At 72.3% G+C, this 22625-nt stretch carries 18 protein-coding genes and 2 pseudogenes; 12 read left to right on the plus strand and 8 right to left on the minus strand.

Annotated features, from left to right (window positions below):
- Nucleotides 1–357, minus strand: a pseudogene (locus ACWC1K_RS47590) (winged helix-turn-helix domain-containing protein); the annotation flags it as partial.
- A gap of 159 nt (nt 358–516) precedes the next feature.
- On the opposite strand from ACWC1K_RS47590, the pseudogene ACWC1K_RS47595 reads away from it, so the two are divergent.
- From ACWC1K_RS47595 to ACWC1K_RS47610, 4 genes and pseudogenes are all read left to right on the plus strand, one after another.
- A pseudogene (locus ACWC1K_RS47595) lies at nt 517–747 on the plus strand (YciI family protein); the annotation flags it as partial.
- 97 nt (nt 748–844) lie between these two features.
- Nucleotides 845–1411, plus strand: coding sequence for a dihydrofolate reductase family protein (locus ACWC1K_RS47600; RefSeq protein ID WP_450840123.1), 567 nt, complete (start codon nt 845–847; stop codon nt 1409–1411).
- A 66-nt stretch (nt 1412–1477) separates the two neighbouring features.
- Nucleotides 1478–2275 (plus strand): N-formylglutamate amidohydrolase, encoded by a 798-nt coding sequence (locus ACWC1K_RS47605; RefSeq protein WP_450840125.1) that lies wholly within the window; start codon nt 1478–1480, stop codon nt 2273–2275.
- A gap of 74 nt (nt 2276–2349) precedes the next feature.
- Nucleotides 2350–3570 (plus strand): cytochrome P450, encoded by a 1221-nt coding sequence (locus tag ACWC1K_RS47610; RefSeq protein WP_450840127.1) that lies wholly within the window; start codon nt 2350–2352, stop codon nt 3568–3570.
- A gap of 15 nt (nt 3571–3585) precedes the next feature.
- On the opposite strand, the gene ACWC1K_RS47615 is transcribed toward ACWC1K_RS47610, so the two are convergent.
- The 3 genes from ACWC1K_RS47615 to ACWC1K_RS47625 are packed head-to-tail and all read right to left on the minus strand — an operon-like array spanning nt 3586 to nt 6178.
- The gene (locus ACWC1K_RS47615; protein WP_450840166.1) at nt 3586–4101 is read right to left on the minus strand and encodes a hypothetical protein; all 516 of its coding nucleotides are present in this window, start codon (nt 4099–4101) and stop codon (nt 3586–3588) included.
- Between the two features lie 5 nt (nt 4102–4106).
- Nucleotides 4107–4682, minus strand: coding sequence for an RNA polymerase sigma factor (locus tag ACWC1K_RS47620; RefSeq protein ID WP_450840128.1), 576 nt, complete (start codon nt 4680–4682; stop codon nt 4107–4109).
- Between the two features lie 59 nt (nt 4683–4741).
- The gene (locus ACWC1K_RS47625; protein WP_450840129.1) at nt 4742–6178 is read right to left on the minus strand and encodes a S8/S53 family peptidase; all 1437 of its coding nucleotides are present in this window, start codon (nt 6176–6178) and stop codon (nt 4742–4744) included.
- Between the two features lie 150 nt (nt 6179–6328).
- Here ACWC1K_RS47625 and ACWC1K_RS47630 point away from each other — a divergent pair, with 150 nt between their 5' ends.
- Nucleotides 6329–8893, plus strand: coding sequence for a CHAT domain-containing protein (locus ACWC1K_RS47630; protein ID WP_450840167.1), 2565 nt, complete (start codon nt 6329–6331; stop codon nt 8891–8893).
- 141 nt (nt 8894–9034) lie between these two features.
- The gene (locus tag ACWC1K_RS47635) at nt 9035–9529 is read left to right on the plus strand and encodes a hypothetical protein (RefSeq protein WP_450840131.1); all 495 of its coding nucleotides are present in this window, start codon (nt 9035–9037) and stop codon (nt 9527–9529) included.
- 89 nt (nt 9530–9618) lie between these two features.
- Here ACWC1K_RS47635 and ACWC1K_RS47640 read toward each other — a convergent pair whose 3' ends face one another.
- Nucleotides 9619–11571, minus strand: coding sequence for a LuxR family transcriptional regulator AbsR2 (locus ACWC1K_RS47640; protein ID WP_450840133.1), 1953 nt, complete (start codon nt 11569–11571; stop codon nt 9619–9621).
- A gap of 95 nt (nt 11572–11666) precedes the next feature.
- Here ACWC1K_RS47640 and absR1 point away from each other — a divergent pair, with 95 nt between their 5' ends.
- On the plus strand, nt 11667–12752 hold the full coding sequence (gene absR1 / locus ACWC1K_RS47645) for a beta-glucuronidase AbsR1 (RefSeq protein WP_450840134.1): 1086 nt from the start codon (nt 11667–11669) through the stop codon (nt 12750–12752).
- 233 nt (nt 12753–12985) lie between these two features.
- Nucleotides 12986–13720 (plus strand): hypothetical protein, encoded by a 735-nt coding sequence (locus ACWC1K_RS47650; RefSeq protein WP_450840136.1) that lies wholly within the window; start codon nt 12986–12988, stop codon nt 13718–13720.
- Here ACWC1K_RS47650 and ACWC1K_RS47655 read toward each other — a convergent pair.
- The 3 genes from ACWC1K_RS47655 to ACWC1K_RS47665 all read right to left on the minus strand — a co-directional run bounded on the left by ACWC1K_RS47655 (nt 13648) and on the right by ACWC1K_RS47665 (nt 17920).
- Complete coding sequence (locus ACWC1K_RS47655; RefSeq protein ID WP_450840138.1) at nt 13648–15702, minus strand: NACHT domain-containing protein; 2055 nt, start codon at nt 15700–15702, stop codon at nt 13648–13650. The two genes, ACWC1K_RS47650 and ACWC1K_RS47655, sit on opposite strands and share 73 nt — an antisense overlap.
- On the minus strand, nt 15699–16682 hold the full coding sequence (locus ACWC1K_RS47660) for a hypothetical protein (RefSeq protein WP_450840139.1): 984 nt from the start codon (nt 16680–16682) through the stop codon (nt 15699–15701). Before ACWC1K_RS47660 ends, ACWC1K_RS47655 begins: the two co-directional genes overlap by 4 nt.
- 605 nt (nt 16683–17287) lie before the next feature.
- On the minus strand, nt 17288–17920 hold the full coding sequence (locus ACWC1K_RS47665) for a TetR/AcrR family transcriptional regulator (protein WP_450840141.1): 633 nt from the start codon (nt 17918–17920) through the stop codon (nt 17288–17290).
- Between the two features lie 151 nt (nt 17921–18071).
- Between ACWC1K_RS47665 and ACWC1K_RS47670 the strand changes: the two genes are divergently transcribed.
- The 4 genes from ACWC1K_RS47670 (at nt 18072) to ACWC1K_RS47685 (ending at nt 22427) form a co-directional block, all read left to right on the plus strand.
- Nucleotides 18072–19010, plus strand: a complete 939-nt coding sequence (locus tag ACWC1K_RS47670; protein WP_450840169.1) for an NAD(P)-dependent oxidoreductase — start codon at nt 18072–18074, stop codon at nt 19008–19010.
- Between the two features lie 110 nt (nt 19011–19120).
- Nucleotides 19121–20638 (plus strand): APC family permease, encoded by a 1518-nt coding sequence (locus tag ACWC1K_RS47675; RefSeq protein WP_450840143.1) that lies wholly within the window; start codon nt 19121–19123, stop codon nt 20636–20638.
- Nucleotides 20639–20746: 108 nt separating this feature from the next.
- Nucleotides 20747–22276 carry an FAD-binding protein gene (locus ACWC1K_RS47680; protein ID WP_450840145.1) on the plus strand — a complete coding sequence of 510 codons (1530 nt, stop codon included), beginning with the start codon at nt 20747–20749 and terminating at the stop codon, nt 22274–22276.
- Between the two features lie 7 nt (nt 22277–22283).
- Nucleotides 22284–22427 (plus strand): hypothetical protein, encoded by a 144-nt coding sequence (locus tag ACWC1K_RS47685; protein ID WP_450840147.1) that lies wholly within the window; start codon nt 22284–22286, stop codon nt 22425–22427.
- Nucleotides 22428–22625 lie beyond the last annotated feature (198 nt).

The raw sequence follows: 22625 nt of genomic DNA on the forward strand, positions 1-22625 counted from the left end.
GGCCGCCACCCACGACCGGTGGTACTCACGCCACGACGAGGGCGTGCCCCGCTCGGGCCATGCGGCCATCTCCGCGCGGTACAGCGCGAGATCCTCGGCGGGCCGGAGCATCGCCTGCAGCTCCAGCAGTGTGCGTTCCTCCCGTGCGGCTCTCAACTGTCCTGATGCGTATGGCGATCCGAGCCGGCTCCACGCCACCAGGTCGGCGTTGGGCGCGACGGCGGCGGTCGGGTCGATCTGCAGCAGGGTCAGCCCGCGCACCACGTCCAGCAGCCCGGCCGGCCGTACGGCGTCCAGCAGTTGGGCGCGGACGGCGATCCGGCGGGCCTCGGTGCGCGAGAGCTCATGGACGGTCATGGCACGAGATTAGGCGAGGGGTCTGACAACGGCAGGTCCGTCACCCGGCACAACCCGTTGAGATCATGTCGCGCGTGGGGAGGAGTCCGCAGCCGTGGAGTTCTTCTGCCACCACCGCGACCGGCCCGGCTCCGTCCCGCTGCGCGAGGAGCTGCTGGAAGAGCACTGGTGCTCGGCCTCGGCTCGGGGCCCGCCGCCGACCTCGCCGTGCCGGCCGACCGGGACGGCCTGATCGCGTACGGGCCGCTGCTGTCCGACGACGGCGCCGCCCGGCTCGGTACCGCGGCTCTGGTCCGGGCCCCGGACCCGGTCACGGCACGCACGGTCCTGACCGCGGAGCGGTACGCCGACATCGAGACGCACGCCTGGCAGTTCGGCGGGCGGCGGTGACCGAGGGACGCGCCACGAAGTTTTCTCGGTGCCGTGTCGATCGGCGGGTCTCCCGTTCGACACACGGGTGACAGCAATCGACTTCCGAGGAGAGATCATGCGGATCCGCACCCGTATGAGCATGAGTGCCGACGGTTTTGTCACCACGCCGACCGGCTGGCCCGCGCTGACGGCCGATCCCGCGTTCGTGTCCGGCGAGAGCCACGGCATCCGGGAGTTCCTCGACGGGTGCGAGGCGGCGCTGATGGGCCGCACCACCTTCGAGCCGGCGCTGACCAACGACCGCTGGCCCTGGCCCGGTCTGGACGTGTTCGTGCTCGGCTCGCACCGTCCGGCCGGCACCCCCGACCACGTCGTCACCGACAGTGATCCGCTACGGCTGCTGGAGAAACTCCGCGCGGCCAACCGGGGCGGCGACGTCCACCTCGTCGGAGGCCCGCGGACGATCGGGACCTTCGCTGCCCTCGGCGTGCTCGACGACCTGGAGCTGGTGGTCCTGCCGCTCCTGTTCGGCAGCGGAATGCGGCTGACCCCGGCGCTCAGTGCCGACACCGGTCTGACCTTCCGGCGCGAACGTGCCCTGCCCGGTGGTGCGGTGGAGATCGCCTACTCCTGCCGGGGCCGTCGCAGCCCGCTTCCCGGCACACCCGCGAGCCAGCGCTGAGCCGCCGGCGTCCGGCAGGATGCAGATCATCGACCGACGTCACCGACACCTCCCGGGAGCCGCCCCATGCCCGCTGCCGCACCGTCCTTCGCGTTCCTGCCGGGCGCGGCCGACTCCCCCGTGATCCTCCATGTGCCGCATTCGGCGCGGGAGATTCCGGCCGAGGTGCGGGCGGGCATCCTGTTGGACGGGCCCGGGCTGGAGCGGGAGTTGGACCACATCACCGACGGGCACACGGCGGAGCTCGCCGCGGCGGCGGCCGAGCTGGCGGGGGTCGCTCCCTGGCGATTCGTGAACCGGCTGTCCCGGCTGGTGGTCGATCCGGAGCGGTTCCCCGACGAGCGGGAGGAGATGCTCGCCGTCGGGATGGGCGCCGTGTACACGCGGACCACGCACCGGGAGGCGCTGCGGGCCGCGGACACCGACCCCGCGCCGCTGATCGAGCGGTACTTCCGGCCGTACGCGCAGGCCATGACCGAGGCGGTCGCCGACCGGCTGGCCGCCACCGGGCGGGCCGTGATCGTCGACGTCCACTCCTACCCGACCGCGCCGCTGCCCTACGAGCTGCACGCAGAGGGCCCCCGGCCGCCGGTCTGCCTCGGCACCGACTCCTTCCACACCCCGCCGGAGCTGGCGGCAGCGGTGCGGGAGGCGTTCGCGGCGTGCGGGGAGACGGGGCTGGACAGCCCGTTCAGCGGGGCGTATGTGCCGTTGGAGTTCTACGGGAAGGACCCGCGGGTGAGCGCCCTGATGGTGGAGATCCGCCGGGACACGTACATGAGCGAGCCGGGCGGGCCCGCCGGATCCGGGCTGACCCGGCTGGCGCAGGCGCTGGCCGCGCTCGTGGACGCCGTGACCGGCTGAGGCGCGGGGCCTGCACCCTCCGGCTGGAGCACTCCCGCGCGACAGGCGCCCGGCCCGCGGCGAGGGTGGAGGGCATGACTGAGGAGACCAGCACGCTGACCGAGCAGCTCCCGCCCCCGGTGCGGGAGTGGCCCGCGCACGACCTGGCCGGGACGGAGTTCGACCCGGTGCTCGCGGACCTCATGCGCGAGGGCCCGCTCACCCGCATCCGGCTGCCGCACGGCGAGGGCTGGGCGTGGCTGGCCACCCGCTACGACGACGTCAAGCTGATCACCAACGATCCGCGGTTCAGCCGCACGGAGGTCACCCGCCGTCAGGTGACCCGGCTCGCCCCGAACTTCGCGCCCCGGCCGGGCTCCCTCGCCTGGGCCGACCAGCCCGACCACAACCGGCTGCGCAAGCCGGTCGCGGGCGCCTTCACGGTGGGCGCGATGAAGCGGCTGCGGCCCCGCGCGCAGCAGATCCTCGACGAGCTGCTCGACGGGGTCGTACGCGACGGGCCACCGGCCGATCTCGTCGAGCGGGTCCTCGAACCCTTCCCGATCACCGTGGTCAGCGCGGTGATGGGGGTGCCCGCCGAGGACCGGGAACAGGTGCATGCCTGGACCCGGCAGATCATCTCCACCTCCGGCGGGTCCGAGGCCGCGGACCGCGCCAAGAACGGCATGTACGGCTGGATCACCGAGACCATCCGGGCCCGGGCCCACAGCACGGACGAGGACGTGTACGCGCTGCTCGGCGCCGCCGTCGGCCGCGGCGAGATCAGCGAGGAGGAGGCCGTGGGCCTGGCCGGGCCGCTGCAGATCGGCGGCGAGGCGGTCACCCACAACTGCGGGCAGATGCTGTTCCTGCTGCTCACCCGGCCGGAGTTGATGCAGCGCATGCGGGAACCGCAGACGCGCGGGCGGGTGCTGGACGAGCTGCTGCGCTACATCCCGCACCGCACCTCGGTCGGCCTGGCCCGCATCGCCCTGGAGGACGTCGAACTGCACGGCCACCGCATCCGCGCCGGCGACCCGGTGTACGTCTCCTACCTGGCCGCCAACCGCGACCCGGACGTCTTCCCCGACCCGGACCGGATCGACCCCGACCGCGATCCCAACCCTCATGTGGCGTTCGGCAACGGCGCGCACTACTGCACCGGCGCCGTCCTCGCCCGCTTGCAGACCGAACTGCTCGTCGACACGCTGCTGGAACGGCTGCCGGGCCTGCGCCTCGCGGTCCCCGCCGACCAGGTGGTCTGGCGCCGCAAGACGATGATCCGCGGGCCGCAGACCCTGCCCGTCACCTGGTGAGGGCAGGGTCCCGCGTCAGGCCGTCACCCAGTCCGTGACGAGCACTCCCTCGCCGGTCCGCAGACGCAGTGCGAACGGGCCGGCGGGGGGTTCGCCGTAGGTGAAGCGGCCCATGTCGTCAGTGGTGAGCGGCGATCCGGCCTGCGGGCCGCTGAGCACCTCGATGCCGGCCGTCTGCGGCGGCAGCACCTGTCCCATCAGCCCCTGTGCGGTCAGTTCCACGTCGACGGTCACCCCGCCCGCGTGGAAGGTGAGCATCCGCGGCACGTCCGTCGCTCCCCTGACGGGGATGGCGTCCACCACCGAGTCGAAGGTCAGCTCGGCGATGCGGGCGTCGAGGTCGTGCAGGGCGAAGGCCTCGACGGCGATCTGCCGCAGCTGGGCCGGCACCGGGTCCAGGATGGCCGCGGCCCTGCGGAGTTCCGCCTCCACCAGGTCGTACGCCACCTCGTCGATGCCGTTGACGTCGTCCAGGTCGTTGATGTCGTTGATGTCGTCGTCGTGGTCGGCGTTGCTGTTGCCGTTGTTCATGTCGGTCACACCGCTCCCCGTGCTTCCAGTCGTGCCCGCAGGCGCCGCAGACAGCGCTGGCGGAGCGGCCCGATGCTGCCCACGGCGATGCCCAGCGCCGCGGACACCTCCTGGTAGCTGGGCGGCGGCGAGGCCATCAGGACGCGCAGCAACTGCCTGCACCGATCGCCGAGTTCCTCGAACTCCTGCCACAGGTGCCGGATGCGCTCGGTCTCGGCGGCCGCCTCCTCCAGGTCGAGGAACGACTGCTCGGGCGTACGGTCCTCACTGACCCGGTCGAGCAGCTGCGGATCGTCCGTCGGCGTCAGCCGCCGTAAGCTCTTGAGGACCTTCAGGGACTCGTGGCGCGCGGTACTGGCCAGCCACGACCCGGCCTTGGCGGGTTCGCGGATGCGCCCCAGGTGCTGGGCGAAACGGAACCACACCGTCTGGTACACCTCGTGCGCGTCGGCGTCCGAGAGCCGGTGCGCGCGCACGACGGACCACACCAGCGGGCTCAGCCCCTCCACGAGCGCCTTCCAGGCCGCCGCGTCGCCGTCGACGGCGGACTGGACCAACGCGCCGACATCTGCTCGGTCCACGGCCCCACCCCTCGTGTACGGCAAGTCATCGTACGCCGTGGAGGGGACCGTTCCGGACCTCATACGGGAGGTGCCAGCTGCGTGACGGGCGTGGGGCGCCACGTCGGCGGGCGCAGCGCCGGCACATGCGCCCCGCGCACCTCCGCGTACTCCCCGAGCTCCGCGAGGAGCTTCTTCCGGGCGGCGCGCGCATCGCCCAGCTTGTTGGCACTCATGTAGGCGACGACCATGCCCGCGGCGACCGGGGCGGCGAAGGAGGTGCCGCTCCAGTGGGCGTAGCCCTCGAACATCACCTGGTCCGCCTTGCCCGCGGTGGGGGTCCCCGCCGTGCTCAGCACACCGGTGTGCCGCGGGTACTGGCAGGTGCACGCGTACGTGAAGTGGTACCGGCACTCTTCGTAGGTGGAGTGCTGGTAGACGTAGGGCACGGGCGCGTCGAACCCGGTCAGCGTGCCGGTCAGCCGCTCTCCGGGGGCGTAGGCCTTCACCCAGGAGCCGTAGTTGGAGAAGCAGGCGCCGAACTCGCCGTCGCTGCGCAGCGCCCCGACCGACAGCACCGCGTCCTCGTAGTCGGGCAGGTCGGCGTAGGCGGCGGGCCAGAACTTCGACGCGCTGGAGTTGTTGCCGGCGGCCGCGACCAGCAGGGTGCGCTGCCCGCGCAGTTCCTGCATGAAGCTCTGCACGCCGAGCAGGCCGTCGTCGCGGCCGTTCGCGGTACCGGCGGAGAGGCTGATGACGTCCGGCCAGCCGTGCTCGTCGACGGCGTCGAAGAGCCGCTGCCCGAACTGGTCCTCCAGGATCGCTCCGGCGTCGTTGAGGGTGTTGCGCACGGTGATGTCCGTGTTGGGTGCGACGGCCGCGAGGAGGCCCGCGATGAACGTGCCGTGGCCGACGTACTGCAGCAGGTTGCCCTGCGCGTCGGTCTCGGTGCCGTGCAGGTCGCCCTGGACGTGGGCGAGCAGCGGCACCAGGCCGTGGTCGTGGGTGAGGCCGTTGTCGATGACCAGGACGCCGATGGCGGTGTCCGCGTCGTAACCGGCCTCGGCCGCTGCCGGGTTGGTGCCCTGGGTGAGGGGGGCGGGCACGGGCTCGTCGCCGGGGCAGGAGTTGACCGCGATCGACACCACGTGGTTGCGGCTGACCAGGCGGCGCCGGGCGCGTCCCTCGTGCTCGCGCATGGCCCGCAGGGCGTGCGCGACCGCGCGGTCGCCGCGCCGGTCGCCGTGGCCGGGGTCGCCGACCTGGATACGGGTGATGCCCGAGCGGTTGGTCTCCGGGCCGACCCGCTGCACATGGTCGGGGGTCAGTCCGGTCGCCTCGGTGAAGTGGCCGCGCACGGTGTCCTCGACGAGCCGCGCCTCCTCACCGTCGCGGGCCAGGACCACGCCCTTCTCGTAGATGAACTCCGCCGCGTCGTCGGGTCCCATCGCCAGGGCGACGTCGGGCATCGAACGCTGGATCTGGTCGAACTGCTCGTGGAATCGCTGAGGCGCCATGGCGTGTCCTCCCCCTTGAGGCGACAGTCGTCAATCAGAGTCGCCGAGCCGTCTATTGATACAGCGCCAAACCGGTGTGGGGCGCAACCACGGGCCACTACCATCCTTTGAGTGACAGCGGGAAGCGACTCGGTTCTCGAACTGCTGCCGATGGTGTTCGCCGACCCGGGCGAGGCTCTGGCGCGGGCACAGGCCGTGCTGGACAGCGATCCGACACCGTGGCGTGCCTCCGTCGCGCACCAGGTGATCGGCATCTGGCAGCGGGACTGGGGCGACATGCGGATCGCGCTGCACCATCTGCGCCGCGCCCGCGATCTGGCCGCGCGCGCCCAGGCACCCGACCGGGAGGGCGACATCCTGGCCACCCTCGGCGTGGCGCTGGTGCACTCCGGCCGCACCCGGCAGGGCCTGGAGGCGCTGGAGCGGGGCGTCGCGGTCAGCACCGGGCACACCCGCGCGCGGGTCCTGTACCGGCGGGCCTACGCCTCCTGGGTGCTGGGCCGGCACCGCGAGTCCCTGGAGGACGTACGCCGGGCGATTCCGGTGCTGCGGCAGGCGGACGACGTCATCTGGACGGCGCGGGCGCTGACCCTGCGGGCCACGGTGCATCTGGCAACCGGCTCGGTGGACCGGGCGGAGGCGGACTTCACCGCCGCGCACGCGCAGTGGGACACCACCGGCCAGGAGCACGACAAGGCGGACGTGGTGGAGAGCCGGGGACTGGCCGCGTTCCGTTCCGGCGACATCCCCCTCGCGCTGCGGCTGCTGGACGAGGCCGAGGAGCGCTACGCCAAGCTGGGCACACCGTCGTTCATGCTCTACATCCGGCGCTGCGAGGTGCTGATGGCCGCCGGGCTCGCCCCCGAGGCGCTCGCCGAGGCGGACACGGCCATAGGGGCGCTCGACGGCATCGGCGGGCAGTCCACCCGCAAGGCCGAGCTGCTGCTGGTCGCGGCCCGTGCGGCGCGTCTCGCGGGCGATCCGCACACGGCGATCGCGCGCGCGGCGCTGGCGGTACGGCTGTTCGCCGGACAGCGGCGCAGCTGGTGGGAGACGCATGCCCGGCTGGTGCTGATCGAGGCGCGGGTGGCCGCGGGGCGCCGCTCGGGACGCCTGGTCGCGGATGCGGCGGCGGTGGCCGAACGGCTCGCTTCCTTCGGCGCACCGGCCGCCCCGGAGGCCTCGCTGCTCGCGGGCCGCATCGCGCTCTCGTTGGGCTGGACGGCGGACGCGGAGCGGCATCTGGCCGTCGCCGCCCGCAGCCGGCACAGCGGGCCGCCGCTGGCGCGGATGACCGGCTGGGCCGCGCAGGCGCTGCGCGCGCGGGCCGCCGGTTCCGGCCGGGGTGTCCTGGAGGCGTGCCGGCGCGGCCTCGACGTGCTCGACGACCACCGGATGACGCTGGGCGCCTCCGAGCTGCGGGCCCGCGCGACCGAACAGGGCGCGGAGCTGGCCGCGATGGCCCAGCGGGCCAGCCTCGACTCGGGCAGTCCGCGTCGGCTGCTGACGTGGAGCGAACGCTGGCGGGCCACCGTCCTGTCCACCCCGCCCACCCGGCCGCCCGCCGACCCGGCCCTGCTCGGCAGCCTGACCGCGTTCCGGGAGATCGCCGCCCGCGCGGAGGAGGCCCGCAGCGACGGCCGCCCGATCCCCGCCCTGGAGCGTGAACAGCGCCGTCTGGAGCGGGAGATCCGCTCCCGGACCCTGCACATGCGCGGCGACGCGCCCGGCGACGGGGACCGCTTCCACCCCGGCCTGCTGCTCGAACGGCTGGGCGAGGTACGGCTGGTAGAGCTCGCCGTGCTCGACGGACGGGTCCAGGTGCTGCTGTGCGGGCAGGGTCGGGTGCGGCGGTTCGAGGCGGGGCTGCTCGCCGACGCCGAGACCGAGGCCGAGCATGTGCAGGCCGGGTTGCGACGGCTGGCCCACCCGGGCGCGGAAGCCCGCCTTCCGGTGGTCGAGGCGATGGGCCGCCGCCTGGAGGGGCTGCTGCTCGGCCCGGCCGCCGCCCACCTGGGCTCGGGTCCGGTGGTGGTCGTACCGCCCAGCCGGCTGCACCGCGTGCCGTGGGCGCTGCTGCCCTCACTGCGGGAGCGGGTGCTGAGCGTGTCGCCGTCGGCGAGCAGTTGGCTGCGCGCCCACGAGACCGAGCCGCCGCCCGGCGGCCGCCACGTCCTGGTGCGCGGACCGGGGCTCGCCACAGGTGGCGCGGAAGTACCCGAACTCGCCGACCGCTACGGCAGACCGACCGTCCTGGAAAACGACGACGCGCGCGTGCCGCGCGTCCTGGAGGAACTCGACGGCGCCGCGCTGGCGCACATCGCCGCGCACGGCACCTTCCGTGGCGACAGTCCCCTGTTCTCCGCACTGCGGATGGAAGACGGCCCGCTCATCGTGCACGACTTCGAACGCCTGGACCGCAGCCCGTACCGGATCATCCTGTCCAGCTGCGACACCGCCCGCCTCGCCTCGGTCGGCGCGGACGAACTCCTCGGCCTGGTCACCGCCCTGCTGCCGCTCGGCACGGCGGGAGTGCTGGCCAGCAGCGCACCCGTCAACGACCACGCCGTGGTGCCGCTGATGCTCGCCCTGCACAAGGGCCTGAGCGCGGGCCTGTCCCTCGCCGAGGCCCTGCGCGACGCACGCGCCTCACTGCCGGGGGATGCGCTGCACCAGGCAACGGGGTGGGCGTTCACGGCGTTCGGGGCGGCCTGAACGGGCAGCGTCGAGGGGCGAGTTCTGTACTCGGCAGCCCAGGATGACAATCACGGAACGATCACTCTCCTTACACATTCTTCACATGCCGCCTTGTAGGGCCCTACGGTCACTCCTCCAGAAACACCCAGGGGGGACGAGATGACCAACCCGTACACGGCACCCATACCGCCGGCGCCACGCCCGCCGGACATCCGTCCGCTGCGCAAACGCAAGCGCGTCTGGCTCGGTGGCGCGGGCCTCCTCTTCGCGGGCGCGCTCATCGCCTCCCCCGCGAACGACGGCAAGCAGCCCATCGAGGCCAAGGTCAGGCCCGCGACGACGATCACGGCGACCGTGACGGCCACACCCGAACCCGGTCCGACGGTCACCGAAACCGTCAAGGCCAAGGCCAAGCCGGGCCCCACGGTCACCGTCACCAGAAGCGCCGCGGCCCAAGCCGCCGGCACCGGCAGCAACACCACCAGCAGCCAGGACAGCGTGGCCACCTGCTCGATCAGGTCCAACTCGGGCAACTGCTACTCGGCGGGGCAGTTCTGCCGCAACAGCGACCACGGGGCAGTCACCACCACCGCGGGCGGCACACCGATCAAGTGCACCTACAGCTCGAACGCGTGGCGCTGGAAATACGCCTGACGGGACACGCCCGGCGCCCCCGGAAGCGGTCGGCGGCCTGACCCCTCCCCCGAATACTGGGGGTCAGACCGCCGGTTCATGGGCGCGGCTCAGGCGGGCTGCGCGTCCGGCAGCTCCACGAGCCACGGCAGCGCGCCCCGGTCGCTGGCACCGAGGCGGGCGTAGGCGCTGTAGAGGTGGTTGCCCACGGTGCGGATGGACAGCGTCAGCTGTTCCGCGATCTGCCGGTTGCTCAGGCCCGCCGCCGCCAGGGTGACGATCTGCCGCTGGCGGGCGGTCAGTTCACCCAGGACCAGCCCCGACAGGGCGGGGGTGCGGGCGCCCTGGCAGCGGCGGGCCAGGGCCACGGCACGCGTGCGTGAGGTGCGTGCGGCGCGCGGGTCGCGGTGCGCGCGTACGGCCTGCGCGTGCGCCTCGGCCGCGAACAGCAGGAACCCGCGCTCCTCCAGCGCCTCCGCGGCACGGTCCAGCGCAGGACCGTCCCCACGGGCCAGCGCCTCGGCATGCTGGGCGAACACGCCGTCGGCCGGGAGGCGTTCGGCGACCTTCTCGGGGGCTCCGAGGCGTACGGCGTCGTAGAGGACGAACGCGCTGTCGGTGCCGGCGATGTCGGCCGTCTCCGGGCCCGTGCGATCGGAGTCCGCGGCCATACGGTCGCTGCCGTCGCCGTACCTCCGCACCATGCCGTCGGCGGCGTCGCCGATCGCCGCCAGCGCCCCGTCCACGTCCCCGCGGGCCGCGCTCAGCCATGCGGACGGCTCCTCCAGGTCCGGGCAGCCCGCCACGGCCTTCTGTGCGGCCGTCGCGTCCCCCGACTGCGCGGCGGCCAGGGCGAGTTCGGTACGGCAGGACGCGTCCCCCCACGCGTCCCGCAGCCCCTCCCTCGCCCAGGCCGCCGCCTCCCGCAGCTCCCCCCGAAGCCGTGCGAACCTCGCCCGCACGGCCGCGTACCCGGCGGGAACCGGTGCGCCCTCCTGTGCGAGCCACTCCCCCACGGGCGTCGGCAGCGGCCGTACGTCCGCCTGCTCGATCCGGCGGGTCAGCGCGGCCGACTCGGCGGCGAGGGCCGCGGCGCACTGGGCCGGGGTACGGGCCAGCCGCCGCGCCCGGAGCCTGCCGGCCGCGGCGCGCAGCACCGGGCCGTGCAGGGGGTGAGCCAGGCGGACGGTGCCCTGATCACCCGGGTCGCTCTGGTCGTCGATACGGATCAGGCCGTCGGCTTCGAGGTCTTCCAGGATCCGCAGGTCGAGGTCGTCCATGTGCAGGGGCAGCGGCTCCGCGAAGGCGAGACGTTCGAGCGTCTGTCGCTCGTCGGGGCCGGGGCGTTCGAGGATCTCGGCGGTGCGCTGGCGGACGGTCGCCGTCACCGGTACCGGGCCCCGCCACGCCCATTCCTCCGTGTCCGGCAGCAGGCGGGACAGCAGGCCGTGCTCGCGCACCGCGTCCACCAGTTCGCGCAGCAGCCTCAGATCCCCCCGGCACAGGTGGTGGAGGCGGTTGAGAGTGAGCGGCTCCAGGCTGCCGCCGATGCCCGCCGCGAGGAGCTGTTCGGTCTCCCCGCGGGGCAGCGGCTCCAGGGCGAGGCGAGGCAGCAGCTCGCCGGCCCACAGCCGGGAGATCGCGCCGGGGTACGGGCCGCCGTCGGCGGCGACGACGATCAGGCGGGTGCGGCCGTGCACGGCGAGCTGGTGCACGAGGGCGGCCGAGGCATCGTCGAGCAGGTGCGCGTCGTCGACCACCAGCAGCCGTACGCCGGACAGGAGTTGGACCGCCCGGTGCAGGGAGACCGCCTCGGGCAGCAGGTGGGCGAACGCGGCGAAGGGGATGTGCCGGGTCTCGGGTGTGCCGGCGGCCCGGGTGCGGTCGCTGCCCCGCACGGCCTCGGTGACCAGCCGGGTCTTGCCGCAGCCGGCCGGGCCGGTCACCACGATGCCGTGCCGGCCCGCGGTCAGGGAGCGGCGGATCAGCTCGAGCTCGTCCTCACGTCCGGTGAACTGCCAGGGCAGTTCAAGGGCCTTCGCGTCGCGTTCGAAAGTCGTCACGGGAGTATGAGCGCGAGTACCCAACCCTGATACAGGGTGACTTGAGTAGCCCCCGACTCAGGCGCCCGTGACCCTGCCCACGGCAACCTGTGCGCATGACCGGACGCTACTGCTCCCTCGCGCAGCAGTCGGCCCCCGCTTTCACACCGGGGCTGACCGCCGAGCGGCTCAGTGCGCTCATCGGCGGACGGTCGATGTGGGTCAACGGCACCGTGCTGCACTACTGGGTCTTCGACGGCGACACCGACGGGTCGGTCATTCCCGTACCGGGAACCGGGCAGTCCCGGCGGGTGTCGTGGGTCGGCGCCAAGGAGCAGCGGGACGTGGTGCGCGAGTGCTTCCAGGAGTGGCAGGGACTCGGCATCGGCGTGACCTTCGTCGAGGTCGGCGACCGCTCGGAGGCCGAGCTGCGCATCGGGTTCCAGCTCGGTGACGGCTCCTGGTCGATGGTGGGCAAGGACTGTCTGCAGGCCGGGCAGAACGAACGGACCATGAACTTCGGCTGGGACCTGACCGCGCCCGGGGAGCGCGCGACGGCCCTGCACGAGATCGGGCACGCGCTCGGCATGCTGCACGAGCACCAGAGCCCGTTCGCCGGCATCCACTGGGACGACGAGGCCGTCTACGCCGAGCTGGCGGGCCCGCCGAACTTCTGGAGCCGGGACAGGACGTACTTCAACATCCTGCGCAAGCTGGACGCGGACGAGGTCAACGGCTCCGTCTGGGACCCGCAGTCGATCATGGAGTATCCGTTCGAGGACGGGCTGATCCTGGAGCCGGAGCAGTTCCGCGGGGGCCTGAACCCGCCCGGCACGCTCTCGCCGGCCGACAAGGAGTTCGTGCTGCGCCGGTACCCGCCGGCCGATGTGCCGCGGCCGCCCGCGCTGGTGCCCTTCCGCTCCACGCCGCTGGGCCTCGGCCCCGGCGAGCAGGCCGACTTCACCGTCGACCCGCCGGAGACCCGCGAGTACACCATCGGCGCCTTCGGCGCGAGCGACTGCGTCGTCGTGGTCTTCGAGGAGCGGGACGGGGAACCCCGCTACCTCGCCGGCCGGGACGACGGCGGAGCACCGCACAACGCCACCATCAAGGCCCGGCTCGTCAAGGGCCGCCGCTACTTCGTCCGAGTACGCCTGTACTCCGCGTGGGGACCGGGGGAAACAGCGGTCATGTGCTGGTGACAGCACAGATCCGCACCCACGCGGTCAGCCGGCCGAGAGTCCGGCGCCGGGGGAGCGGTCGGGGAACGGTACCTTCGGGGGAGGGAACCGTTCCCCGATCCATGTCGTCCCGTCCGTGGCGCACGTCCTGCGGGGTCGTCCGGCGGCACCCTGTCTCGTCCACGCTCCCGTAGTAGCTTCACGGGGTAGATACCTCACGGGTGGGTGTCGACGGAAGGCGGGCGGGTGCGGCCATGAGCCATGAGCCTGAGCTGCTGGGGCCCGATGCGGCCATTCCGCTGGCGCCGTTGCGCGGGCCGAGGCGGGCGGTCCGGCGTTACGGCACCGGGCTGAGAGAGCCGGAGTTCGCGGGGGCCCAGCTCGTCGGCGTGGGGTGGGCGGTGGTGCCGCTCGCCATGGCCATGGTGGGGCTGCTGGTGGCGTCCCTCAGAGTGGCCGCCTTGGCGTGCGCGATGGTGCTCGGGACGGCGGTGCTGGCCCGGTCGCTCCTCCTGGTCGTCTTCGAGCGCGTTCAGCATGCGTACGAGCGGCACTGGCTGACAGAGCAGACCGCCGCCCTGCGCGGGCACGACTTTCCCTTGCTGCGCTGCGCCGTCCACGCCGACGATGTGCCGGGCCCGCCCCGGGTCTACGACTTGACCAGCGGCGACGACGTCGGCGAGCTGCTCGGCCGAAGGGAGCGGGAGCGGGACAGCGGGACCTTCTCGCAGGCCATGCTGCAGTTCGTCTGCGCCGCCCACTGTGGCGAGCTGAGAGCCGTCGCCGAGGTGCGCAGAGGGCTGTCCGAGCTGGAGCTCCTGCCCGCGGGCCCCGGACTCCCCCACGCCTGGGTCCGCTTCCCCGAGGCGTGCTATCTGCCGCTGCCCGACACCGGCCGGTGGCCTGCCCGGCAGGCCTACTGGGTGCTGTCGGGGCCGGTGCTGGTATCAGCGGCGGAGGCGACGGCCCGTACCGGTCCGGCCAGGTGACGCTGCAACTGGCGATGGCTGAACTCGTAATAGCCGTTCATCTGCCGCAGCACACCTCGCTTACGGGCGTCCTCCACGAAGGCCACCAGCCGCAGTGGCGTACGGCCGTGCAGGGCGAGCCAGCCGCGGGTGGCCACGAATCGTCCCCACGAGCTGGAGCCGAGGGCCATCATGCCGAGCCCGGTGGCACTGAGCAGTGCTCCGCCGGCCGCGCCCATCAGCGCCTCGACCGCGGTGGGGAGCTTGTCGATCAGTGCCACGTCGTCGAGTTGCGGGGTGCGCCGCCCGCTCTTGAGCGACGCACCGAGGTAGGCGCCGGTGAGCGCCCCGGGGATGGCACCGACCAGCCAGGAGTAGAGCACCATGGAACGGTCGGAGCGCAGCAGGGCGACAGGGGTGACGGCCTCCATCGGGTCGCTGGGTTCGCTGAAGTACCGGGCGGCGGCGAAGGTGATACCGCTGAGCACGCCGCCGATGACGACGTACTGCGGCTTCTCGTACAGGAGCCGGACGATCACCGCGCAGGCGGCGCCGCCCACCGCCCCGAAGCCGAGGACCCGCTGCAGGGCGTGCGCGGTGGGCGGCCGTACGGACCTCAGACGCGGCTTGGCACGGCGTGGATCGTCCGGTGGCACCAGCTCCACCACGAACGCGCCGATCACCGCGGCTCCGAGCCCGATCCACAGACCCCACCAGGGGCGTTGGAAGAGGGAGAACACGACGATCGCCGCGCCCGGGCAGGCGATGGCCGCGTTGACCACGGCGAGCGTCACGAACACCGCCCGTGGCACCGCGCCGTGCAGTCGCCACCAGGCCAGCCTGCCGGTGGCCGGGTCGACATGCCGGGCGAGGAAGGCCAGATGGCCGCGGGCCTCGTCGACATCGTAGGAAGAGGGCCCGTAGGCACGGGTGATGAAGGCCCCGAGCAGATACCGCTTGATGCGTTCCTCGGCCTCCGGGCCCGTGGCCGTGAGGAGTTCGGCGGGAAGGGAGCCGCCGAGTTTCAGGACGAGGGAGAGCATGAACGGTGTCTGCAGCGCCCGTGCCACCGGTCCGGTCGGCTCGGCGTCGAGAACGGAGATCAGAGGTGCGGCGTGGCTGGGCCGGGCGGAGGTCTGCAGGACACTGCGGGCCTCGTCCGCCCGCAGCGGCTGGAGTTGTACGACCAGCACCTCGTTCAGGGTTCGGCCGCCGTCCAGTTCGGCAAAGGAGTCGGTCCGGCAGGTCAGGACGAACGACCGGCCCTCCAGTTCCTCCTCGATGCGTCTGAGAGCGGCGGCGGGATCGGAGACCTCGTCCAGACCGTCGAGAACGGGCAGGACATGGTGCCGGACGAGTTCCTCGGCGATCCGTCTGCTGTTCGGCTTGTCCGCGACGACCGCATGGGCGGTGCTGAGCTCGTCCGTCATCCAGTCCACGAGGCGACGCGACGGGTCCCAGGTGGAGAACTGGAAGAGCACGGGCACCGTGGGTACCGTCTGTTCGGCGAGTTCCATCGTCGCCACCATCGCCAGGGCCGTCTTGCCGGCTCCCGGGTCACCGGTCACCACCAGGCGGCACAGCTCGCCCGCACGGGCGTGCCGGGTGACGGCGCCGGTCAACTGGTTCAGTACGCCCTCGTCGGGGAGTTCGGCGGACAGCCGCGAGATCCGCTCCGAGCCGGGCCGGCGCCGCCAGCGCACGGCCATCCGCCGCTCCGCGAGAAGGCCGCGGGAGCTGTTCTCCGACTTGGTCTCCTTGGCCACCATCCGCGCCAGCGCCGACGCCGCCTCCTCCGCGGTGACGGGCGCACGACGACTGCTCTGGAGATAGCCCGTCACGATGGTGGCGATGGTCAGGACGGCGGGGATGAGGGAGACCCACAGGTCCAGCGGTTTGAGGTCACCTTCGATCAGCCCCCTGACAGCCACCAGGACCGTGGCCACCAGGATGACGCCGAGCAGGGTGAAGACGAATACCTTCAACGCTCGCTCGTCCCTCATGCCGGCGTCTCCGGTCCGGCCGCCGGCAGTGCGTCCTCTCCGCGCGAGAGGAAGGCCAGGACTGCGGAGTTGCGGGCCGGCCCACGGGCCAGCCGGCCGAGGACGGGTAACCTGCGGCCCACCCACGACTTGAGAAGCAGGAAGTAGAGCATCCCGCAGTACGGCCCGGCGGCCCGACGGCCGTAACACGACACGAGCCGTGGCCGCATGGCGCGCAGTCGTCCCGCTATGTGCGGCAGGGTGACGACGCCGAGGGAGGCGAGGGTCGTCACGCCGTGGTCCCGGTCGAGGTCGATGTCCATGTAGTCGTCGAGGGACTGCAGAGCCTCACCCAGGTCCATGACGAGTTCGCGTTCGACCTGGTTCAGGCCGGGTTTGACGATGCCGCACAGAATCAGGTTGGCCGCACTGCCCTTCCCGCGGGTGATCTTCTCCAGCACGTCGACGGGGACGTCCGGCTCGCGCTGGCGGCGGGAGAGGACCTGATACTCGTGCAGCGAGGTGAGAGCCATGAAGACGGACTCGTCGGGAGTGTGGCCGAGTCTGCCCTCGATCTCGTACACCATCCGTCCCAGGAGCAGTTCGACATCCGTGCCAGGTACGAAATGCCGGTTGCCCAGGAGGTCCGCGAGGCGGGCATCGGCCGAGAGGTCGACGTCACCGTCGATGAGATCGTCGTAGAGCCTCGTCACCCCTCCGGCCAGTACGACGACGTCGAGCCGGGGCGCGCATCCGGTCAGACGGGCGTAACCGAGCATGGCCAGCCCGAACTTCGCGCTCATCGAACGCAGGGACCGATCGACCCGGTCGCGCCCGCGCGGGTCCGTGAGCGTGCCGGCCAGGACCGGAGCGACGACCTGCTCGTACGCCTCGGCGAGGCCGGGCAACGAGCGGTACGCGGCCAGCGCGGCCGAGGGCAACCCGGTGGCCATCCTCAGTGAGCGAAGGAGCGCACCGAGCTCCGCAATCCGCTGCCCCATCCCCGCTCCCCCCGTCCGAGGAATCCGAGCGTCCCACAAGCCGACGAAGCGGTAAATGCCCTTGTGAGTGAGGACTTTGCAGGTTCCGGTGTCCGGGTGTTCGGCTCCCCTTTTCGCCGTCCAGGCCCGACGGGCGGAGTCGGCCTGCCGAGCAACACGCCGACGCGATCAGCCAGTTGGCGGTGCGGCGAGTGTCGGTGCCGGCCGATGGCTTCGAGGCATGAGTCGATCACCCGTCACCGGATACGTCATCGGCGAGAGCCTGCGGCCCGGTGCGGTCTTCCAGCCCCCCGGGCTACGTCTGCGCAATGTCACCCGGCTCGACGTCTCGGCAAGCGCGAGCCCCGCGCAGCCCGGGCTGTGGACGCTCGTCGAGTGGGAGACCGACAGCGACGACGTGAGCGGCCTCGCGCAGGCGCTCGCCGAAGCGCTGGAGCCGGAGAACGGCTGGTTACGCGGACTTCACCGCGGGGGACGAGCGCGTGGTCGTCTTCGCCCGGAAGGCCACGCGGCGGCAGCCGCATGTCGGATCAGCCGGCGGCGCGGGGACGAGGCGGGGCGTGCCGAAGCGATCGCGTACGGGTGGTCGGCGGGACACCCGAGCATCAGCTCGACTGGGAGGAGTGAGCCGAGGCGCCGTCCTTGACCACCGCCGCGTCGAGGAGGGGGCCCAGTTCCCGGGCCGCGTTCGTCAGGGCGCGGGTGTGCTGCTCGGCGCGGGCGATGAGGATCGCCCCCTCCAGGGCTGAGATCATGAGCGTGGCCAGCGCCCCGGCCCGGTCTTCGGGTACGCCCATGTCCGTCAGGGCCCGGGCGACCGCACCGGTCCAGGTGCCGAACGCGGCGGCCGCGGCCTCCCGGGTCGACGCGGTGGACTCGGCGCAGTCCACCGTGGCGGCCGCCACCGGGCAGCCGCCCGCGAACCCGGCGGTCTCGTACTCGTCGGTCCACTGGCGCACCATCTCGGCGAACAGCCCGCTGGGCGTCGGCGTGGCCAGCGCGTCGAGGAAGCGGTCGATGCGGTCGCCGGCGTATCTCCCGGCCCAGCCCACCGCCTCGTTGACGAGCTGCTCCTTGCCGCCGGGGAAGTAGTGTTGGAGGGAACCGCGTGGCGCCTGCGCGTACGCGGCGACCTCCCGCATCCCGGTGGAGGCGACGCCGTCGCGCCGGATGAGCTGGGCCGCACCGAAGACCATCCGCTCCCGTGGTCCACGCCGCGGTGCCTCTGCCGCCGTCATCCTCGCTCTCCTCCCACCGCTCCGTGCATCGACGACTCCCCGCACTCTATGACCGCCGTCATAGCGCGGGCTACTATGACCGCTGTCATAACCAAGCCGAGGAGGCCGGTCTCCACGTCGGCCGGATCGGTATCAGCCAGGACGGTGGGACATCGTGTACGTGGGTTTCGTCGGCCTCGGGGTCATGGGGCAGCCCATGGCGCTCAACCTCGCCCGCGCCGGGACACCTCTGGTCGTCTTCAACCGCACCCCGGCCCGGTGTGAACCCCTGCGCGCCGCGGGGGCCCGGATCGCGGCCGCTCCCGCCGAGGTCTTCGACCGGGCGGAGACCGTGATCCTGATGCTGGCCGACGAGAGTGCCGTCGACGCGGTCCTGGGGTGCGGCACCCCGGACTTCGCCGCGCGGGTCGCCGGGCACACCGTCGTCCACATGGGCACGACCTCCGCGGAGTACTCGTCCGGTCTGCGGGAGGCCGTCCACGGTGCGGGCGGGCGTTACGTCGAGGCCCCCGTCTCCGGGTCGCGGATCCCGGCGGAACAGGGGCAATTGGTGGCGATGCTGGCGGGCGACGACGACGCCGTGCAGGCCGTACGGCCGCTGCTGGCGCCGATGTGCCGGGAGACGTTCGGCTGCGGTCCCGTGCCGGGTGCGCTGCTGATGAAGTTCTCGGTCAACCTGTTCCTGATCACCCTCGTGACCGGGCTGGCCGAGGCGTTCCACTTCGCCGATAGGCAAGGGCTCGACCCGCGGCTGCTGCGGGACGTCCTGGACGCCGGCCCGATGGCCAGCGCCGTCTCCCGGACGAAGGCGCCCAAACTGCTGGACCGTGACTTCGCCGTCCAGGCGGCGGCCGCGGACGTCCTCAAGAACAACCGGCTGATCGCGGCGGCCGCCCGCAGGGCCGGTCTCGCCTCCCCTCTGCTCGACGTCTGCCACACCCTGTTCGGCGAAACCGTGGCGCAGGGCCATGGGGGCGAGGACATGGTGGCCGTGGTGCGGGCACTGGAGGCCCGGTCCGGCGGGGCTGACGCATCCACGCGTCCCATGCCCGCCGCGTCCGATGTTTCGGCAGGGTTTCCGCTGCGGTAGGTGCGCCCCGGCGATGGTCAAGACTTGTACAGGAACGCTTGTGCGGTTGTGTGGCGGCGCCGATCATTGGCCGAATCGCACCCGTATCCCGCGCGCACGCAGGAGTTCCCGTGACCGTTGGCCAGATCGCGTCCGAGCCGGCAACGGCCCAGACGGAGCGGCAGAAGCTGCGCAAGCACTTCGGCCGCTTCGACATTCTCTTCTTCCTCCTGTGCACCATCGTCGGCGTGGACACCATCGGCACGGTGGCCTCCTCCGGTGCCGAGGCGTTCACCTGGCTGATCGTGCTGGCTCTGGTGTTCTTCGTGCCCTCCGCGCTGCTGACCGCGGAGCTCGGGGCCGCGTTCTCCGACGAGGGCGGTCCCTATATCTGGACCAGCCGGGCCTTCGGGCGCCTCGCGGGCGCCGTGAACAACTTCCTCTACTGGATCACCAACCCGGTGTGGCTGGGCGGCACGCTGTCCGTCTCCGCCGTCACGGCCTTCACCACCTTCTTCAACGACGGCAAGGACCTGAGCACGCCGGCCTTCTACGTGTTCACCCTGCTGTTCGTCTGGGTGGGCGTCCTCGCCGCGATCCTCTCCTTCGACATCGGCAAGTGGATTCCCACCCTCGGTGCCTGGAGCCGTTTCGTCCTTCTCGGCCTGTTCACCGTCACCGTCGTGATCTACGGGATCAAGCACGGTCTGCACGGCTTCGCGGCCGGCGACTTCTCGCCGACGTACGCGGGCTTCGTCGCCCTGGTGCCGGTCCTGATGTTCAACTACGTCGGCTTCGAACTGCCCAACACCGCCGGCGACGAGATGACCGACGCCCAGAAGGACGTGCCCTTCGCCATCTTCCGCAGCGCCGCCCTCGCCGTCGCGCTGTACGCACTGCCGATCCTCGGCATCCTGCTGGTCCTGCCGGTCAAGGCCGTCACCGGCCTCGGCGGGTTCCTCGACGCGATCCGGCAGGTCTTCACCGTCTACGGCGGCCATGTCGCCTCCGACGGCACGGCCACGCTCAGCGGTGCCGGCAGCCTGCTCGGGGACCTCGCCGCGATCATGTTCATCCTCACGGTGCTGTCCTCGGGCGTCACCTGGGTGATGGGCTCCGACCGCGCTCTCGCCGTGTCGGGCTACGACGGCGCGGCGCCCCGCTTCCTCGGCGTCATCTCCAGCCGCTTCGGCACCCCGGTACGGGTCAACATCCTCAGCGGCCTGGTCTCCACCGTCGTCCTGGTGCTGGCCCACGAACTGACCCACGGCAGCGCGGCCAAGCTCTTCGGCGCGGTCCTCGGCCTCGCCGTCTCCACCACGCTCGTCAGCTACCTGGGCATCTTCCCGGCGCTCGCGGTACTGCGCCGCAAGGCCCCGGACGTCCCCCGCCCGTACAAGGCGCCCTTCCCGGGCATCATCAGCGTCGTACTCACCGTGCTCATCCTGTTCGCCAGCGTGCAGCTGGTCGCCCCCGGACTCGGCGACCACTGGTTCGGATCCGCCTACGCTCCGGACGGCTGGAGTCACGCCGAGCGCTGGAAGTACCTGCTGACGGAGGCCCTCCCGCTCGCCGGGTTCATGCTCCTGGGCGTGCTCTTCTGGGCCCTGGGCAAGCCGACCCGCGCGTCACTCACCGCCGGGAAATGACCTGATCCGCTCCCCGCGGACGGCACGGCACACCACCGCAAAGCGCCCAACTCTCCTAGGATGACAGGGCGTTGATCACCCCCAGTTGCGTGCGAGGTGGTTGTGCCCATGTCCCACACGCCGTCACGACGTGCCCTGCTGCGCGGGCTCACCGTCTCCGGCGCGGCGGTGGTCGGCTTCGACCCCGCCGCCCGGAGCTGGGCCGTGACCGGATCCGGGTCCGGCCCGGACCTGGCGGAGATCCCTTCGCTCGACGGGACGCTCGTCATCGACGAGGCGTCACTCGCCGCCGCCTCCGAGGACTTCGGCCACCTCGTGCACCGGCGTCCCCTCGCCGTCCTGCGCCCCGGCTCGGTCCATGACGTCGTCGCCATGGTCCGCTTCTGCCACACGCACCGCCTGCCCCTCGCACCGCGCGGCCAGGGACATGCCACCGACGGCCAGGCGCAGGTCCGGGGCGGCCTGGTCATCGAGACCGCCACCCTCGCGGACATCGGCCCGCTCACCCCGGACAGCACCACGGTCACCGTCGGTGCGGGCGCCAGATGGAGCGAGGTCGCCAAGGCCACCCTCGCCCACGGCCTCACCCCGCCCGTCTTCACCGACTATCTCGAACTCTCCGTCGGCGGCACCCTGTCCGTGGGCGGCCTCGGCGGCCAGACCCACCGGCACGGCGCGCAGGTCGACAACGTCAGCGAACTCCAAGTCGTGACCGGCACGGGCGAGTTGGTGCACTGCTCCACCACCCGGCACCCCGACCTCTTCCACGCCGCCCTGGCCGGCCTCGGCCAGTGCGCGGTCATCGTCGGCGCCACCCTGCGCCTGCTGCCCGCGCCGCAGACCGTACGGCACTACCTGCTGCCCTACGACGACCTGCGGACCTTCCTCGACGACCAGCGCGTCCTGGTCGGCGAGGGCCGGTTCGACTACGTCGAGGGCCAGGTCTCGGCGGACGCCGACGGAGCCTTCCGCGCATACACCCTGGAGGCCGCGGCCTACGGCCCGCCCGTCGGCCCCGCACCCGACGACACGGTGCTGCTGCGCGGCCTGCGCCACACCCCGACCGGCGTCGAGCAGGCCGACCTCCCCTACTACGACTTCCTCGACCGGATCGCCCCCGGCGTCGAAGAGCTCAAGGAGGCCGGCCTGTGGACGTACGCCCACCCCTGGCTCAACCTCCTGCTCCCCGGCAGGTCCACGGCCGGCCTCACCAGCGAGGTGCTGGACGCGCTCACCGCGGACGACCTGGGCCCCGGCCTCGTCCTCCTGTACCCGCTCCTGCGCGAGCGCCTCACCACTCCCCTGCTGCGCACCCCCGACGATCCCGTCCCGTACCTCTTCGCGGTCCTGCGCGCCACCCCGCCGCACGACACCGCCACCGTCGACCGCCTCCTCACCGCCAACCGCCGGGCCTACGAGGCCACCGCGGCGGCCGGCGGCACGCAGTACCCGGTCGGCAGCATCCCGTTCACGCACGCGGACTGGCGCACCCACTTCGGTCCGGCCTGGGCGCACTTCGAGTCGGCGAAACACACGTACGACCCACGGGGGATCCTGGCACCCGGCCAGGGCATCTTCTCAACCGCCACGGCCGACCAGAGCGGGCAGCCGACACCGGCGCACGCTGAGGGGGCCTAGTTCCGCAGTGCGTCTGCCGCTGCCGGACCGGGCGGAGGTCACCGGCAGGCGGTATGAGCCGTGGGGCCGCGAACGCATCGTCGTGGACACCTCGGGAACCCCCGAGGACTCACTGGCCGCACTGGCGAGCACCCTCGACGTCACCTCGTGACAACGGGGTCGGGCGTCGGCGCGGCTTGCGGAACGTCGCGCATGCGGCGGAGCGGGGAGACGAACACGAACCAGCCCGCCGCCCACGAACCGACGACTCGACTGGAGGGCGACGACCGCGAGCAGCGGCAGAGCGACCTCGGTGACCGCCGATCCCGTCTCACTGACCGTCTGGCCGCACCACAGCGGCCGGCCCGCT

Source organism: Streptomyces sp. NPDC001492 (assembly GCF_053597275.1).

Coding starts and splice junctions, on each gene's coding strand:
- ACWC1K_RS47600 (WP_450840123.1), top strand. CDS start 845: ATGCGGATCCGCACCCGTATGAGCATGAGTGCCGACGGTTTTGTCACC.
- ACWC1K_RS47605 (WP_450840125.1), top strand. CDS start 1,478: ATGCCCGCTGCCGCACCGTCCTTCGCGTTCCTGCCGGGCGCGGCCGAC.
- ACWC1K_RS47610 (WP_450840127.1), top strand. CDS start 2,350: ATGACTGAGGAGACCAGCACGCTGACCGAGCAGCTCCCGCCCCCGGTG.
- ACWC1K_RS47615 (WP_450840166.1), bottom strand. CDS start 4,101: ATGAACAACGGCAACAGCAACGCCGACCACGACGACGACATCAACGAC.
- ACWC1K_RS47625 (WP_450840129.1), bottom strand. CDS start 6,178: ATGGCGCCTCAGCGATTCCACGAGCAGTTCGACCAGATCCAGCGTTCG.
- ACWC1K_RS47630 (WP_450840167.1), top strand. CDS start 6,329: ATGGTGTTCGCCGACCCGGGCGAGGCTCTGGCGCGGGCACAGGCCGTG.
- ACWC1K_RS47635 (WP_450840131.1), top strand. CDS start 9,035: ATGACCAACCCGTACACGGCACCCATACCGCCGGCGCCACGCCCGCCG.
- absR1 (WP_450840134.1), top strand. CDS start 11,667: ATGACCGGACGCTACTGCTCCCTCGCGCAGCAGTCGGCCCCCGCTTTC.
- ACWC1K_RS47650 (WP_450840136.1), top strand. CDS start 12,986: ATGAGCCATGAGCCTGAGCTGCTGGGGCCCGATGCGGCCATTCCGCTG.
- ACWC1K_RS47655 (WP_450840138.1), bottom strand. CDS start 15,702: ATGAGGGACGAGCGAGCGTTGAAGGTATTCGTCTTCACCCTGCTCGGC.
- ACWC1K_RS47660 (WP_450840139.1), bottom strand. CDS start 16,682: ATGGGGCAGCGGATTGCGGAGCTCGGTGCGCTCCTTCGCTCACTGAGG.
- ACWC1K_RS47665 (WP_450840141.1), bottom strand. CDS start 17,920: ATGACGGCGGCAGAGGCACCGCGGCGTGGACCACGGGAGCGGATGGTC.
- ACWC1K_RS47680 (WP_450840145.1), top strand. CDS start 20,747: ATGTCCCACACGCCGTCACGACGTGCCCTGCTGCGCGGGCTCACCGTC.